At 69.1% G+C, this 15880-nt stretch carries 11 protein-coding genes and 2 pseudogenes; 7 read left to right on the top strand and 6 right to left on the bottom strand.

What is annotated here, in order from left to right; genetic code table 11:
* The first annotated feature begins 5 nt into the window (after positions 1 to 5).
* The 5 genes from treS to ACN28I_RS05050 all read left to right on the top strand — a co-directional run bounded on the left by treS (position 6) and on the right by ACN28I_RS05050 (position 6182).
* Entirely contained in the window at positions 6 to 1667 is a 1662-nt protein-coding gene (gene treS, locus ACN28I_RS05070; protein WP_420941011.1) for a maltose alpha-D-glucosyltransferase, read from the top strand.
* Positions 1664 to 3001, top strand: a complete 1338-nt coding sequence (locus ACN28I_RS05065; protein ID WP_420941010.1) for a maltokinase N-terminal cap-like domain-containing protein — start codon at positions 1664 to 1666, stop codon at positions 2999 to 3001. Before treS ends, ACN28I_RS05065 begins: the two co-directional genes overlap by 4 nt.
* On the top strand, positions 2998 to 5199 hold the full coding sequence (glgB, locus tag ACN28I_RS05060) for a 1,4-alpha-glucan branching protein GlgB (protein ID WP_420941009.1): 2202 nt from the start codon (positions 2998 to 3000) through the stop codon (positions 5197 to 5199). Before ACN28I_RS05065 ends, glgB begins: the two co-directional genes overlap by 4 nt.
* Before the next feature lie 88 nt (positions 5200 to 5287).
* A complete protein-coding gene (locus ACN28I_RS05055; protein ID WP_420941008.1) occupies positions 5288 to 5719 on the top strand; it encodes a DUF6968 family protein in 432 nt (143 codons plus the stop codon).
* A gap of 118 nt (positions 5720 to 5837) precedes the next feature.
* Positions 5838 to 6182 (top strand): hypothetical protein, encoded by a 345-nt coding sequence (locus ACN28I_RS05050; protein WP_420941007.1) that lies wholly within the window; start codon positions 5838 to 5840, stop codon positions 6180 to 6182.
* Between the two features lie 3 nt (positions 6183 to 6185).
* On the opposite strand, the gene ACN28I_RS05045 is transcribed toward ACN28I_RS05050, so the two are convergent.
* Positions 6186 to 6770 (bottom strand): Uma2 family endonuclease, encoded by a 585-nt coding sequence (locus tag ACN28I_RS05045; protein WP_420941006.1) that lies wholly within the window; start codon positions 6768 to 6770, stop codon positions 6186 to 6188.
* A gap of 114 nt (positions 6771 to 6884) precedes the next feature.
* Between ACN28I_RS05045 and aat the strand changes: the two genes are divergently transcribed.
* A complete protein-coding gene (gene aat, locus ACN28I_RS05040) occupies positions 6885 to 7541 on the top strand; it encodes a leucyl/phenylalanyl-tRNA--protein transferase (protein WP_420941005.1) in 657 nt (218 codons plus the stop codon).
* 151 nt (positions 7542 to 7692) lie between these two features.
* Here the strand turns inward: aat and ACN28I_RS05035 are convergent, their stop codons facing one another.
* The 4 genes and pseudogenes from ACN28I_RS05035 to ACN28I_RS05020 form a co-directional block, all read right to left on the bottom strand.
* On the bottom strand, positions 7693 to 9669 hold the full coding sequence (locus ACN28I_RS05035; protein WP_420941004.1) for a D-arabinono-1,4-lactone oxidase: 1977 nt from the start codon (positions 9667 to 9669) through the stop codon (positions 7693 to 7695).
* Positions 9670 to 9911: 242 nt separating this feature from the next.
* Positions 9912 to 11432: a hypothetical protein gene (locus ACN28I_RS05030; RefSeq protein WP_420941003.1), complete on the bottom strand. Its 1521-nt coding sequence runs from the start codon at positions 11430 to 11432 to the stop codon at positions 9912 to 9914.
* Positions 11433 to 11931: 499 nt separating this feature from the next.
* Positions 11932 to 12441: pseudogene (locus ACN28I_RS05025) on the bottom strand (AAA family ATPase); the annotation flags it as partial.
* Positions 12442 to 13144: 703 nt separating this feature from the next.
* Positions 13145 to 14020, bottom strand: a pseudogene (locus ACN28I_RS05020) (serine/threonine-protein kinase); the annotation flags it as partial.
* 234 nt (positions 14021 to 14254) lie between these two features.
* Between ACN28I_RS05020 and ACN28I_RS05015 the strand changes: the two are divergent.
* Positions 14255 to 14761 (top strand): DoxX family protein, encoded by a 507-nt coding sequence (locus ACN28I_RS05015; RefSeq protein ID WP_420941002.1) that lies wholly within the window; start codon positions 14255 to 14257, stop codon positions 14759 to 14761.
* 41 nt (positions 14762 to 14802) lie between these two features.
* On the opposite strand, the gene ACN28I_RS05010 is transcribed toward ACN28I_RS05015, so the two are convergent.
* Positions 14803 to 15864, bottom strand: coding sequence for an acyltransferase domain-containing protein (locus ACN28I_RS05010; protein ID WP_420941001.1), 1062 nt, complete (start codon positions 15862 to 15864; stop codon positions 14803 to 14805).
* Positions 15865 to 15880 lie beyond the last annotated feature (16 nt).

Genomic DNA, 15880 nt, shown 5'->3' with positions numbered 1-15880 from the left:
AGCTTATGACCCGGACGGATCCGCTCTGGTACAAGAAGGCAGTCATCTACGAACTGCACATCCGCGCGTTCTATGATTCGAACGCGGATGGGCACGGGGACATCCCCGGTCTCATCGAGAAGCTCCCGTACCTGCAGGACCTGGGCGTCACCTGCCTGTGGATCCTGCCCCACTACCCCTCGCCCCTGAAGGACGACGGGTACGACATCGCGGACTTCTACGCGGTGCACCCGGACTACGGCACGCTCGCCGACTTCCAGCGTCTGATAGACGAGGCCCACAAGCGCGACATCCGCATCATCAGCGAGCTCGTCGTCAACCACACGAGCGATCAGCACGCGTGGTTCCAGGAGTCGCGCAGGGATCCCAAGAGCCCCAAACGCGACTTCTACGTCTGGAGCGACACGGACGAGAAGTACCGGGGCACGCGCATCATCTTCACCGACACCGAGCGCTCCAACTGGACGTGGGATCCGGTGGCCAAGCAGTACTTCTGGCACCGCTTCTTCAGCCACCAGCCCGACCTCAACTACGACAACCCCGAGGTCCAGGAGGCCATGCTGGACGTCATGCGCTTCTGGCTGAACATGGGCGTGGACGGCTTCCGCTGCGACGCCGTGCCCTACCTCTTCGAGCGCGAGGGCACCAACTGCGAGAACCTCCCGGAGACGCACGCCTTCCTCAAGCGGCTGCGCAAGACGCTCGACGCGGAGTACGGCGGGGACAAGATGCTGCTCGCCGAGGCCAACCAGTGGCCCGCCGACGTGCGCGTCTACTTCGGCGACGGCGACGAGTTCCACATGGGCTTCCACTTCCCCGTGATGCCCCGCCTCTTCATGGCGGTGCGCCGCGAGGACCGCACGCCCATCGTCGAGATCCTCCAGCAGACGCCGGACATCCCCGACAACTGCCAGTGGGCCATCTTCCTGCGCAACCACGACGAGCTCACGCTCGAGATGGTGACGGACGAGGACCGGGACTACATGTACCGGGAGTACGCCACGGATCCGCGCATGCGCATCAACCTCGGTATCCGGCGCCGGCTCGCTCCGCTCATGGACAACGGCCGGCGGCGGATCGAACTGATGCACAGCCTGCTGTTCACCCTGCCCGGCACCCCCGTCATGTACTACGGGGATGAGCTCGGCATGGGGGACAACATCTACCTGGGCGATCGCAACGGCGTGCGCACCCCCATGCAGTGGACGAGCGATCGCAACGCGGGCTTCACCCGGGCGGACTATGCCCGCCTGTACGCCCCCATCATCGCGGACCCCGTCTACGGCTACCAGGGCATCAACGTGGAGGCCCAGGAGCGCGTGCGCACCTCGCTGCTCAACTGGATCAAACGCATGATCCGGGTGCGCAAGCGCTACAACGCCTTCGCCCTGGGCAAGCTGCGCTGGGTCAACCCGGACAACCGCAAGGTGCTCGCCTTCACCCGCGAGTACGAGGGACAGACGATCCTCATCATCTGCAACCTCTCGCGCTTCTCGCAGCCGGCGGTGCTCGACCTGAGGGAGTTCGAGGGCCAGGTGCCCGTGGAGCTCATCGGCGAGACGCCCTTCCCGCGCATCTCCGCCATGCCCTACCAGATCACGCTCGGGCCCTTCATGTTCCTGTGGTTCCGCCTCGAGAAGCTCGCACCCGGGAGGGGATTGCCGTGACCACGCCCATCGATCTGACCAAGCTCCCGGACTACCTCCGCAACCAGCGCTGGTTCGCCGGCAAGGCCTGGCCCATCAAATCCGTGTCCGTGGTGGACCACGCCCGCGTGGAGCTGCCCGGCGGACGGGACTTCACCCTCGCCGTGGTGGAGGTCACCTACGAGCTGGGCCACCCGGACCGCTACCTGCTCCCCGTGGAGAGCAAGGGCGAGGGCGTCCAGGACGCGCTCGACGACGTGGAGGTGCTGCGCGCCCTCTTCCACCTCATCCGCGAGAAGCGCGTCATCCAGAGCGCCTCGGGCTCGTTGACCGGGGAGTGGCTGGACACCCCGGAGGGGTTGATGGCCCTGCCCTCGCCCGTGCCCGTGCGCCGGCTCCAGGTGGAGCAGAGCAACACCTCGGTGGTGGTCGCCGAGAAGGTCATCCTCAAGGTCATCCGCAAGCTGGAGGCCGGCGTCAACCCCGAGTACGAGGTGGGCCGTTACCTGGCCACGAAGACGTCCTTCCGGGCCACCCCCACCCTGCTGGGCGCGCTCCAGTCCGAGGGGCCCGCGGGCGCCACCCTGGCCACCGTCCACCACTACATCTCCAACGTCACCGATGGCTGGCTCTACACGCTGGGGCACTTCCGCCGCGGGCCCCGGCTGACGGACGCCTTCCTCGGCGAGCTGCGCGGGCTGGGCCAGCGGCTGGGCGAGCTGCACCATGCGCTCGGCTCCAGCACCGATGACCCCGCCTTCTCCCCGGAGCCCATCCACGCCGAGGACCTGCAGCGCTGGAGCGCCTCCATCGTGGGGGAGATGGGCGTCACCCTCAACGAGGCCTCCCGCCAGTTCCCCGACCTGGAGGGCCGCCGTGAGGCCCTCATCGGCCACGCCACCCAGCTCGCGCACGTTCCCCCTTCAGGGCAGAAGATCCGCATTCACGGAGATCTGCACCTCGGACAGGTGCTGCGCACCGAGGGCGACTGGCTCCTCTTCGACTTCGAGGGCGAGCCGGGCCGCAGCTTCGCCCAGCGGCGGGAGAAGTACTCGGCCCTGCGGGATGTGGCGGGAATGTTGCGCTCCTTCGACTACGCGGAGGCGACGGTGGGGCTGGAGGGACAGGCCGCGGGCGATCGCGTGGCCCCGGCACGCCAGGCCTTCCTCGAGGGCTACCGCGCCACCACACGCGGGGCGGCCTTCCTGCCCCAGGACGATGCGGCCTTCAATTCGATGCTTGACGCCTTCGAGCTGGAGAAGATGCTCTACGAAGTGCGTTACGAGTTGCAGAACCGGCCGGACTGGGTGCGCATCCCCGTCCAGGCACTCATGAGGATGGAGGTTCGCAAGTGAAGAAGCCGATGGATCGGCAGCAGGTGGATGCGGAGCTGCAGCAGGTGGTGGAGCTGAGGCATCCCGAGCCGCACCGCGTGCTGGGCATCCACCCGGATGGGGACGCGATGGTGGTGCGGGCCTTCCGCCCGGATGCCGTCGCCATCCACGTCCTGCCGGAGTTCGGCGGGCGCGTTGCCATGACGCACCGGCTGGGCGGCGTCTACGAGGCCCGCATCAACGGGAAGACGGAGCACTTCAACTACCTCATCGAGGTGGAGTACCCCGGCAACAAGAAGTTCACCCTGCGCGACCCCTACAGCTTCCTGCCCACGCTGGGAGACATCGATCTGCACCTGGTGGGCGAGGGTCGGCACGAGGACGTGTGGAAGCGCATGGGGGCCCACCCCATCCACCACAGCGGCATCAGCGGCGTGGCCTTCGCGGTATGGGCGCCCACGGCCGCGGGCGTGTCCGTGGTGGGTGACTTCAATAGCTGGGACGGCCGGCTGCACTCCATGCGGCGCATGGGCGCCTCGGGCATCTGGGAGCTCTTCATCCCCGAGGTCGCCGAGGGCACGCGCTACAAGTTCGAGATCCGCCCGGGCCACGGCGGCACGCGCCTGCTGAAGTCGGACCCGTACGCCTTCCGCACCGAGGTGCCTCCGGCCACGGCCTCGGTGGTGCACGACCTGAACCACTTCCAGTGGTCGGACGAGAAGTGGATGGAGGCGCGCGCCGGGAAGAACGTGGACCACGAGCCGTGGAGCGTCTACGAGGTGCACCTGGCCTCCTGGCGCCGCGTGGTGGAGGACGGCGATCGCTCCCTCACCTACCGGGAGATGGCCACCGCGCTCGCCGACTACGTGAAGCAGACGGGCTTCACCCACGTGGAGCTGATGCCGGTGTCGGAGCACCCCTTCGGCGGCTCCTGGGGCTACCAGGTGGGCAACTACTACGCCCCCACCGCGCGCTTCGGCCACCCGGATGACTTCCGCTACCTCGTCAACTACCTGCACGAGCAGGGCATTGGCGTGCTGCTGGACTGGGTGCCCGGGCACTTCCCCCGGGACGCGCACGCGCTGGGCCAGTTCGACGGCACGGCCCTCTACGAGCATGCGGATCCCCGCCAGGGCACGCAGCCGGACTGGGGCACGTACGTCTTCAACTTCGGCCGCAACGAGGTGCGCAACTTCCTCATCGCCAACGCGCTCTTCTGGCTGGACGAGTACCACATCGACGGCCTGCGCGTGGACGCGGTGGCCTCCATGCTGTACCTCGACTACAGCCGCAAGCATGGCGAGTGGGTGCCCAACCGCTGGGGCGGCCGCGAGAACGAGGAGGCCATCTCCTTCCTGCGCGAGCTCAACGACACCGTGCGCCGCAAGTTCCCCGGCGCGGTGATGATCGCCGAGGAGTCCACCGCGTGGCCCAAGGTGAGCCAGCCCACCCAGGAAGGCGGGCTCGGCTTCCACTTCAAGTGGAACATGGGCTGGATGCACGACACGCTGACGTACTACTCGAAGGATCCCATCTACCGTCAGCACCACCACAACCAGCTCACCTTCGGCCTGCTGTACGCCTTCAGCGAGCACTTCATGCTGCCGCTGAGCCATGACGAGGTGGTGCACGGCAAGGGCTCGCTGCTCGGGAAGATGCCGGGAGACAACTGGCAGAAGCGCGCCAACCTCCGGGCGCTGCTGGCGTGGATGTGGGCGCACCCGGGCAAGAAGCTGCTCTTCATGGGCGGCGAGTTCGGCCAGCCCGCCGAGTGGAACAACGACCGGAGCCTGGACTGGCACCTGCTGGGAGATCACGGCCACGCGGGCATCCGCGCGATGATGACGGATCTGAACAGGCTCTACCGGAGCCACCCGGCGCTGTATGACGCGGACAGCGAGCCGTTCGGCTTCCAGTGGCTGCAACCGGACGCGGCGGCAGCCAACGTGTTCGCCTTCGTGCGGCGCTCGCGCCAGCCGGGAGGCCACGTGGTGTGCATCGCCAACCTGTCGCCGGTGCCTCGCGAGAACTACCGCGTCGGCTTCCCCCGGCACGGCAGCTACGTGGAGCTGTTGAACACGGACGCCAGCGACTACGGCGGCTCCGGCCTCGGCAACAAGGGCCGCATCCACACCGAGCCGCAGGGGTGGGACGGACAGGACGCCTCGGCCACGCTGACGCTCCCGCCGCTGTCCGTGGTGTGGTTCACCCCGGGGTAGAAGCCCTCGTCGAAGGCCCCATCCACCTGGAGGCTCCGCCAGCACGAGAGCCTCCAGGCTCTTCCGCGCCTTCTAGAGTTGGACTGCCATGGCCAGCGAGTCCTTCGCGGATCGGCTTGAACGCAGCAACAAGGCTTCCGGCCCCATCATCGCCGAGAGGGTCTTCGAGCTTGATGGACGGCAACGCGCAGTGCGTGTGCGGATCAGAAAGCCCCGACGCGATTCAAAGTCTGGAGCTCACTGGTGCACTTTCGAAGTGTCCGGGCTGGCAGAACCCATGGGGTTCAAGGTTTGGGGCATTGACTCGCTCCAGGCTCTACAGCTTGCGATGCGCGCAGCGGGCGAGTTGCTGCGGGAAAAGGGACACGCATTGACCTGGTGTGGGGACCTGGATCTCGGATTCCCCAGGACTCTTCCCTCCTATCTCTCCGCGACGGCTACTTCACGGCTCGAACGGATGATCGACCGCGAGCTCGAGAAGGGAGCCCGACCACGACGCGGAAAGCGGCCGGGTCGATGAGCGGGTGCCGGTTCACCCAGCACTGGCCACCCGGCGAACGCAATTCCAGTGCAGGCAGGCACTACCGCGAGTCCCACTTGCTCCCTCCGGAGCGGGCCTCACGGTAGATTGCCGCCCCATGTTCCGTCCCCTTCTCTCTCTCGCAGTGGCCACCACCCTGCTGACGGGCACTGGTTGCCTGAACAGCATGGTCAACAGCATGACCGCCATGACGTCGTCCCTGTGGCTGGATCAGACGCGTCAGTCGGGAACCGTCCTCAAGGAGTACGACAGCGGCGGCATGCACTACCTGCTCATGCAGAACGGCACGCTCATCCGCAAATACGGGCTCGATGCCACGGGCACGCCCATCACGGCCTACGAGGTCGACCCGGTCACCCGAATCTGCAGGTCCGGCAGGTCCGTGGTGGACTGCCAGCACTTCCAGGCCGATCCGGACCTCGCGCCCTACCTGGGTAGCTGAGCCTCAGGGTCCCGGAGCTGGGGTGACCTTCGAAACCCAGAGGAGCCCCAGCTCCAACGGCTCCGCGTCGAAGGGCTCGGCGCGGATCACCTCCTCGCCCCCGTGACGGGCGGCGAGCCGCCAGCCCTTCTTCCCCCGGCGGTACACCTCCAGGGTGTGGGCTCTCGGGTCCACCAGCCACGCGTGGCTCACCCCCTCCTGGTGGTAGACCTCCAGCTTCCGCCCCCGGTCCAACGCGGCCGTGGAGGGCGACAACACCTCGCAGACCCAGTCGGGCGCCACGTCGAAGAAGGGATCATCCCGCTCCAGCAGCCCGGGCACCCGCTCCCGCCGCCAGCCCGCCAGGTCCGGCACCAACACCTGCCGTCCCAAGTGCAGCTCCGGCTCGTCCAGGATCCACCATCCCCCCGGACCGCCCTGCCCGACGTCGAAGCGCCCCAGCAGTATGCCGAGCCTCGTAGCCGCCCGCGTGTGCCACACCGCCGGCCGTGGAAATGCCCACAGCTCGTCGTCGATGATCTCCCCCACCCACCCCGTCGGCAGTAATTCGATGTCCTCGTAGGTGGCTGGACGCTTTCCCCGGCCCATGTTCGCTCCTCCTCCCGCTGGCGCTCCCGCCAGACTCCTCCCATCATACCAGAGGGGGTGACATCAGAGGTAGGGTGCACCGGGCCAGGGCTGGCGTAACATGGCGCCCTCACCATGGATGAAACCGGCGACGATCCCGAGAAGCCCGGCGAGGAGGATGCACAGCCGCCTCCCGGGCTGGTGGCGGTGGGCGGTACCCTGGATCCCGACTTCCTCATCCAGGCCTACCGCGCCGGAATGTTCCCGTGGTCCTCGGACCCGGTCATCACCTGGTGGTCGCCGGACCCGCGCGCCATCTTCAACCTCGAGAGCTACCGGCCCCACCGCGGCACCCTCAAGCGCATCCGGAGCGCGGGCTGGCGCTTCGCCGTGGACGAGCGTTTCACCGAGGTCATGCGCGCCTGCGCCGAGCCCGCTCCCGGCCGCCCCGAGACGTGGATCTCCGAGGACTTCATCGCCTCGTACACCGAGCTGCACCGCCGGGGCATCGCCCACAGCGTCGAGGTCTACGAGGGAGAGCACCTGATCGGCGGGCTGTACGGCGTGGCGTTCGGCGGCTACTTCGGCGGCGAGTCCATGTTCCACCGGAGGACGGACGCCTCGAAAGCGGCGCTCGCGTACCTCGTCGAGCGGCTCAAGGCGCACGGCTTCGTGCTGCTCGACGCGCAGGCGCCCAATCCCCACCTGATGCGAATCGGAGCCGTGGAGATACCCCGGGCGGAGTACCTCGCACGGCTCCGTGTGGCGCTCAGCCTCCAGGCACGGTTCTAAGCCAGTGGAAGCAGGTTCTTTCAGGGGTGCTCCCGCGGGAACGCATGGGGCGCCTTCCGGCCGCGCGACGTGCCAACTGGTCCAACAATCGGACCAGTTGCTCCCCGTCGCGGCCGGAACCTCCCCCCTGACAGGACTTACCCCTCCTGGCTTAGGAATCCGTGCCCACCGACGCCTCCACGAGCGCCGGCCTCACCCGGAACTTCCGGGACGAATCCAGACCGAGGTGCCTCTTCCAGTACGAGCTCAGGAAGACGCCCTCCGGATCCATCTCCTGGCGGAGCGCCATGAAGTCGTCCCACTTCGGGTACTGCTCGCGCAGGTACCCGGCCCCGCCCTCGGGCAGGTACTTGCCCCAGTGGAGGCGGAAGTTGAACGGCCGCAGCAGCTCCCAGTACCGGGCATAGAACTCCTCCCGGCCCCCCTTGTCCGTGCGGAACCAGAACACATCCACCCGGATGGAGTGCTGCCCGTGACTGGGACTCAGCCAGAACGCGCTCTTGTGGCCCGCGTAGATCTCGAAGGCATACGAGCCCGTCAGCTCCATGTCCCCGTTGTCCCGGGCGAAGAACTCCCTCAGCGTCTTCATCACCTCCTCGGTCCGCTCGATGGGGATGAACAGCTCGGTGAAGTCCGTCGGCATGAGCTCGTCGGAGACTCCGTTGTCCATCGGAAGAATCTCATGCCAGGGGCCCCGGAACTCCTTCGTCTCGCCATCGCGCAGGAAGGCGTTCAGCACGAACCGCACCAGCTTCTGCGTGAGCGGCTTGTAGGGCGGAGCGTCGTGCGCGATGAAGTTGTAGAACAGGTTGACGGCGAACTGGAGGATGCGCGGCACCTGGGCGAACGGCCGGCGGTTGAGCCGGGCACGGCGCGTCTTCGACTTGTCCACGTACTCGCGGCGCGCCCTCCAGAGCTCCACCTTGTCGACGCCCTTCTGCGGCCACCAGAGCAGCCGGGGATACGCGTCCTCGTTCTTCTCGAAGAAGTGCTGCAACCCCTGCGCTCCGGACCCGAAGAGCTGAAGGCCCTCGAGCCCACCCGTCTTGCGCGTCACCTGCCTGCCCACGAGATCGTAGCGGGGCTCGCACTCGAAGGTGACCGTGGAGATGATGCCCAGCAGCCCCAGGGAGACGCCCGCGGCGTAGAACGGGTTGTGCTCCTCGTCGGCCGGGTCGCTCGGGTCGGGTGCCAGGTCGTGCACCTTGCCCAGGCCATCGATGAGGCGGATGCCCACGATGGCCTGGCCCAGGTTGTGTTGGGCCGTGCCCCCCATCGAGCCCGTCGAGAGGAACCCGCCCACCGTCTGGTGGGTGATGCCCCCGAGGTCGGGCAGCGCCCAGCCCCGCTCCTCGAGCTGATGCAGGAGGCTCGTCTCCTGGGTGGACATCGGATTGGCCGGATCCACGCCCAGGTGGCATCCCGCCTGGACCGTGACGCGCAGCCGCTGTCCGTCCTCGCTCTCGCTCCACTCGAGGATCCGCGTGTACTGGTCGAGCTGCACGTTGATGTGCTGCTCGCCCTCGTCGGTGAAGATGCCCTCGGGCACGCAGTGGGTCGAGCCCCGCACCCGGAGCTGGAGGCCCAGGGTCCGGGCGCGCTTGACGAGCAGGATGAGCTCTTCCTCCGTCCGGGGATGCACGAAGCGTGGATCCACGGGCGGGTGGAAGTAGTCATTCAAGGCGAGCCGGGTCCTCAGGCCCATGCCCGCCCCGAACAACAACAGGCCCGCCCCCATGGTCAAGTCGCGAAGTTCGCCCCGGGGCATGCGCTGCCGGAAGCCCGCGATGAGCGAGGCACTCTCGAAAGCGAAGAACGCCAGCTTCACCAGGTTGGAGAAGTCGACGAGCACCGAGAAGCGGCGGGCCCTCGCGCGATCCACCCGCTTCAGCGCGTAGTAGCCCACGAAGGCGAAGTAACCGGCCAGCGGCACCTCGATGAGATGGAAGGCACTGATGTGCTGGCGGCTCTTGCGGGTGACGAACTTCCTCCTGCCCAGGACCCGGGGGTGTGCCAGAAAGATGCTGCTGAGGGCCGTCGCGGCCAGCGTCATCCTGCCGAAGCTCCGCACCCGCTTCTCCAGGGACTTCCATAGCGCCGCCTCGTGGCTGGACGACGGGCGCGTCACGGCGACGCCCCTCTCCCCTCCCACTGCGAGCATGGTTCCGCTTTCCGTGCGTTCGACATCTGGCGACATGGCGGGTCTCCTAGAACAAAGACACGGACCGCCCCTCATGGGCGATCCGCGCACCCGAGACGCACTCCACGACGCGGAGCGATGCACCTCAGGGTGGTTCCAAGAGGGTTGGAGGCATGACCCGCTGGATGTGACCGCCTTCCCAGGGGGAGGCAGCGGCGAGCCAGTCGAGCTCACGCTCGCCGGTGTGCCCGCTCCGGACCCTGGCGAGCAGCTCCCTCGCGACACGCAGCTCCGGCGAGTCGAGCTCCGGTGCCAGGGGCTCCACGAGCTCCCGCAGCAGCCGAAGCGCCCGCGGGCCATGCCCCCGCTCCCGCAGCAGCCGGTACAGGCGCAAGGTGGCCCGCAGCTCGATGCACAGGGCTCCCGACGTCCGGGCGCTCCGGATGGCCTCGTGGAAGCCGTTCAGCGCCCTGGCCGTCGCGCCCTGGCGCAACAGGAGCTTCTCCGCGCAGCCTGTACAGCTCCGAGTCCTCGAGGTGCTGTCCCGTCCGCGCGCCCCAGGCCAGCCCTTCCTCCACCGCCTCCAGGCCCTCGGAGAGCAGCCCCAACCGCAAACGCACCTCCGCGAGCAGGCTCATCAAGTAGGGCCAGCCCGTCTCCGCGTGGGCCTGGCGCAGGTACTCCAACCCCGCGAGCACCGAGGCGTAGCCCTCCTCCCGCTGGCCCCGCAGCACCAGCGCCCACCCGCGTTGCACGGGCGTCCAGGACTCCAGGCGCAGGAAGGGGTTCTGCTCGTAGACGGCGTTCTGCCGCTCCGTCAGCTCGAGCACCCGGTGCGCCTCGAACCGTATCTGGAAGAGGCAGCACGCCGCGTGGCAGACCAGGATGAAGGTGTAGGGATGGCCCAACCGCTCGGCGCGCCGCAGCGCGGTGTCGATGAGCCGCTGTCCGGCCCGCTGCTCGCATCGGAGCATCAGGGCCGCGGCCTCATAGGCCTGCGCCATCGCCAGGGAATCGGGCTCGAGCACTCCGAGCTGCTGGGGCGCCTGCTCCATCTCCGGCGTCACCGAGGCCACGGCCTCGCCGAGCAGCGCGTGCGCCTCGGACACGTGTCCTTGCAGGAAGTGGCTCATGCCCCCCATCAACCGGCCCACCCCCACGAGCTGGGGCACCTGGATGCGCTCGCCCAGCGAGACGATCTGCTCCGCGAGGCTGCCCGCCAGCGGGAAGTTCAGCCGCATCAGGTTCTGGTTGAACAGGCCCCGGCAGGCGGCGAGCAGGACGGGCGGCTCCCTCACCTCGTGAAACAGCCGGGCGATGTGCGCGTAGAGCCGCGACACCTCGGGCGCCGAATAGGCCCGGGCGGCGACCAGCGCCTGGCCGAGCACCACCAGCAGCCGCAGCTTCTCGTCCGCCCGCTGCTCCGCGGGGGGCAGACGTTCGAACAACCGCAGCGCCTGCTCCAGGTGGCTGATGGACTCCTCGAACGCGGAGCGCTTCAGGGCCAACTCCCCGGCCCGCGCCCAGCACCGGATGGCCGGTTCCCACTCTCCCGCCTGGGTGTAGTGGTGGGCGAGCAGCTCGGGGGGCGCCGTGGCGGCTCCCGTGGGCGGATGCTCCAGCAGCCGCGCGACGCATTGGTGGTAGAGCCGCCGGCGCGGCTTCAGCAGGGACTCGTAGGCCGCCTCCTGGATGAGGGCATGCCTGAACTCGTAGGCGGGCTCCTGCTCGGAGCCCTTGCGCACCAGCACCCCCGCCTCGACCAGCTCCCCGAGCTTCCCTGCACAGCAGCCTGTCGTCGAGCTCCGAGAGCGCGGCCAGTTGCCCACGTGTGAAGCCGCGGCCCAGCACGGCGCCCATCCACGCCAGCTCCTTCTGCTCGTACGTCAGCGAATCCAACCGGGCCGCGCACAGCTCCTGCAAGGTGACGGGAAGCGAGCCCTCCGTGGAGGCCGCCTCTCCGGACGAACTCCGGGTGCGCACCCTGCGGCTCATCTCCTCGATGAAGAGGGGAATGCCTTCCGTCTGTTTCACCAGCAGCGCGAGCGTCTCCGCCGGCAGCGCCGAAGCGCCCTCCGTGAGCTTCCGGATCATCCTGGCGGTCTCGTCCGCCCCGAGCCGCTCCAGCACCACCTGATGCAGCGCCGGATGGGCGCGCCAGGAGAGCCGCGGCTCGGGACGCGTGCTCGCCACGAGGCACAGCCCCGCGGAGGCGATGCGCTCGGGCAACAGCGTGAGCAGCCGCGAGGTGGAAGGATCGGCCCAGTGCAGATCCTCCACGACGAGCAGCGGTGACGGCTCCCCGTGGAACATCGCCGGGAGCCTCGACAGCAACGTGGCCAGCGTCTCCAGGGTCCGCTCCCGTTGCTGCTCGGGCAACAGCATCAGGGGTGGCTCCTCGCGCGGGGGCAGATCCAACAACGGCCCGAGCAACGGAAGCGCTTCCGCCAGGGGCATGCCGAGCGTCCTCAGCACCTCCTCCAGCCGGGCCCACCTCCGCCCGGGTGGGGACTCCGTCTCCAGCCCGAGCAGGTGTACCAGCCACTCGAGCACGGGATGGAAGGCGCTGCGGCTGAGCTGGGGCCAGCACTGGCTGGACACGCAGCGCGCCCCGGCCCGGGTGGCGTACTGGCACAGCTCCTGGATGAGCCGGGACTTGCCAATCCCCGCCTCGCCGTTGAGCAGCAGCATCACGCCCCGCCCCCGCCGCGTGGCCTCCCAGCGCGCACACAGCTCGCGCAGCTCCCGCTCCCGGCCCACCAGCGGCGTCAGGCCCCGGGCCAGTGCCCGCCCGAAGCGCGTGGGCTCCGGACGCTCGCGCACCAACCGGTGGACGCCCACCCGCACCGCCCCCAACGAGGACGAGAAGGCCCGCCACCCCAGGGGCTCCGTCACGAAGTCCCTCCGCGCCCCCTGCCACGTCTTCTCGCTGAGGAGCGCCGAGTGGGGTGGCGCCTGGCCCGCCAACCACGACGCCAGCCGGGGCGCCTCTCCCTGGATGGAGAGCGAGAGCGCCTTCTGTCCGGACGGCTCGGGCACGTCCAACACCACCAGGTCCGTATGCACGCCCACGTGCACCGCGAGCCTCCAACTCCGAGGCCCGCGGCAACTGCTCCGCCAGCCCCGTCAGCTCGAGCGCGGTCCTCACCGCGGACGCGATGTCATCCTCCCGCGCCAGCGGATGGCCGAAACAGCCCAGCACCTCGTCTCCCATGCGCAGCGGCACCCAACCGCCCCGCCGCTCGATGACGCGCGAGCACGCCTGATGGAACACCGCCTGCAACTCGCCCAGGTCCTCGGCATCGAGCGCCGCCAGCACTCCCGAGAAGCGGCAGCACACCAGCGTCACCTGCCGCTTGTGGGCCGGGAGATGCGGAGGCGGCGCATGGGCGAAGGGGAACAGGCTCCACTCCAGGACCCGCAACCGCTCGCGCATCTCGAGCACGCTCTGGAAGCGCAGCGCGGGCTCCTTGGCCAGGGCTCGCGCCAGGAACCGCTCCACGGCCTCGGGCAGCTCCGGGTGCCGCGTCCGCACCGGAGGGACGGGGGCGTCCGAGAGCACCCGCTCGCGCAGCTCCCGGAAGCCACCGGGATAGGGCAGCTCCCCGGTGAGCATCAGGTACAGCAGCACCCCGGCGGCCCAGATATCGGTGCGCGGATCCTGCGTCCGCTTCCGCCACTGCTCCGGCGCCATGAACGCGGGCGTCCCCGACAGCTCCGGGTCCACCCCGGGCGACGGGGCGAACCGGGCCAGACCGAAGTCGAGCAGCTTCGCCCGCCCATCCGGGAGGAGGAAGACATTGCTGGGCTTGAGATCCCGGTGGATGATCCGGCGCGAGTGGGCATGCGCCAGTCCCGCGGTGATGTCGCCGAGGATGCTCAGGGCGCGCCGCAACTCCAGAGGGCCCCGCTGCCGCAGCAGCGCATCGAGCGACTCTCCCTCCAGACACTCCATGATGAGGAAGGGGGCGCCCTTCCAACTGGACACATCGAAGATGCGGACGATGTTCTCGTGATCGAGCTGGGCGACCAGCCGGGCCTCCTCCTGGAGCAGCGTGTCGAGCTGCGTCCGGGAGAGCGCCCGGGCCGGGGAGATGAACTTGAGCGCCACGATGCGGTGCAGCACCTCGTCCCGCGCCCGGACGACCTGCCCCATCCCTCCCTTGCCGAGCCCATGGAGAATCTCGAAACGCCTGCCATCCTCCCCGCCCAGCCGCGTTCCGGGCGGGGGCACCAGAAGTGGCTCCGAGGGCACCCCGAGCACCTCCGGCCAGAAGGGAAAGGACTCCCCGTGATCGGACAGCGGCGTGTCATGGTTGTTGTCATCGTCCCGGGTCATGGCTGCCCCCCCAGGTAGGTACGATGATGACCGGCCACGGGGTTTACACAGCCACCCGAAGAGGTGCCTTCCGCCTGCCCGGGGGGGTGATTATCCACGTGTTCCCGGCTGTCCGGTCTCCCTCCCGCCGGGAAGGCGGCGCCCGTGCGCCTCCCCGCCCGCCTGGGACTTCATTGCCGCGCGACGCCGCGATGCGGAGGGTGTCTGCGACACACCACACGCGGAGGGGACACCATGGCAATCGCGACCATGACGGCACTGGAAGGCCAGTTGGCGAATCACTCGGCGCTTCCACTCCGGGCCACGCTCGGCTCGACGATGCTCTACCACGGCATCTCCAAGCTGAAGCCGGAGGGCCTGGAGCAGACCTCGCAGTTCTTCGAGAGCCTCGGCCTCAAACCGGCCCGGCCCCTGGCGCTCGCGACGGCGTGGACCGAGACCGTGGCCGGTGTCCTCGCCGTCCTGGGCATCGGCACCCGCGTGGCGGCCCTCTCCATCCTCGCCACCCAGGCCGTGGCCATCGCCAAGGTGCATGGCTCCAAGGGCTTCGACAACCTCAAGGGCGGCTACGAGTTCAACCTGTCCCTGATCGCCGCGGCCCTCGGGCTGCTGCTCGGCGGCCCCGGCAAGCTGTCCGTCCATGAGACCGTCCGGCCTCGCCCCCGCCGCCGCTCGGGCCTGGGCCTGTTGCGCCGCAAGAGCGTCAGCCCACTCGGCCGGCTCGCCCTGCTGCTCGGGTGAGGACGCCTGGGGGCCCCGCTCCAGCCGGGGCCTCCACCTGCTCAGGCCACGTGCGCCAGGAACGGCTCCTCGTCATCCGATAAGGATGCGTCGGCCTGCTGCTCCGGCTCGCGCGGCTGGGACAGGCTCCGCAGCGTCCCCAGCATCTCCTGGGCCGGCTCCTTGCCGCGCCGCATCGACACGAACAACTGCCCGCGCACGCCCGCGCCCTCGAGGCACGACTCCAACGAGTGCCTCACCAGCGGATGCGGGCTGACCTCCAGGAAGGTGTCGTGCCCGGCGTCGAGCAGCGTGTCCACGCCCTCGCGGAACAGCACCGGCTCGGCCAGGTTGCGCACCCAGTAGCCCGCGTCGAAGCGCCGCCCCGGCAGCGCGCCGCCCGTCACCGTGGAGACGATGGGCAGCCGCTCCGAGCGCGGGCAGATGTTCCGCAGCAGCCCGTGCAGCTCCTCGCGGTACGGATCCACCTGGGGGCAGTGCGCCGCCACCTCCGAGTCCACCCGGCGCGCCGGCACGCCGCGCCGGCGCAGCACCGCCAGCACCCGCTCCAGCACCTCCGGCTCCGCGGCCACCACCGTCCACTCGGGGCTCGCGTGGATGACCCGCCATAACTGGCCCGAGAACTCGGGCAGCGCCTCACCCACCCGCGCCCACGGCAACCCCACCACCGCCATGGCCCCCTGCCCCTTCAGCTTCCCCACGGTGCGGCCCTGGTGGCAGATGACCCGCATCGCGTCTTCCAGCGAGAGCACTCCCGCCACGTGCGCCGCCGCCACCTCGCCGATGCTGTGCCCCACCACCGCCGCCGGTTCTATCCCCCACGAGCGCCACAGCGCCGCCAGGGCGATCTCCATGGACACGATGGCCGGACAGCTCACCTCGATGTCCCCCAGCCGCGCGTCCTCCGCCGTCAGCGCCTCCAGCAGCGACCAGCCCATCAGCCGCCGCACCTGCACGTCGCAGGCCTTCAGCACCAGCGCGAACACCGTCGAGCGCTCCAGCAGCGCACGGCCCATGCCCGTCCACTGCGAGCCCTGCCCGGAGAACACGAACACCGGCCCGCACGGACCCGCCTCAGGGCCCGCCCGGCCCTCGTGACGCATTCGGGACTCTTTAGAG

The sequence above is a fragment of the Archangium gephyra genome (assembly GCF_049060025.1).
Lineage (GTDB): Bacteria > Myxococcota > Myxococcia > Myxococcales > Myxococcaceae > Archangium > Archangium gephyra_A.
The sequence above is the reverse complement of the archived record's forward strand: the minus strand, read 5'-3'. Positions and strand labels throughout refer to the sequence as shown.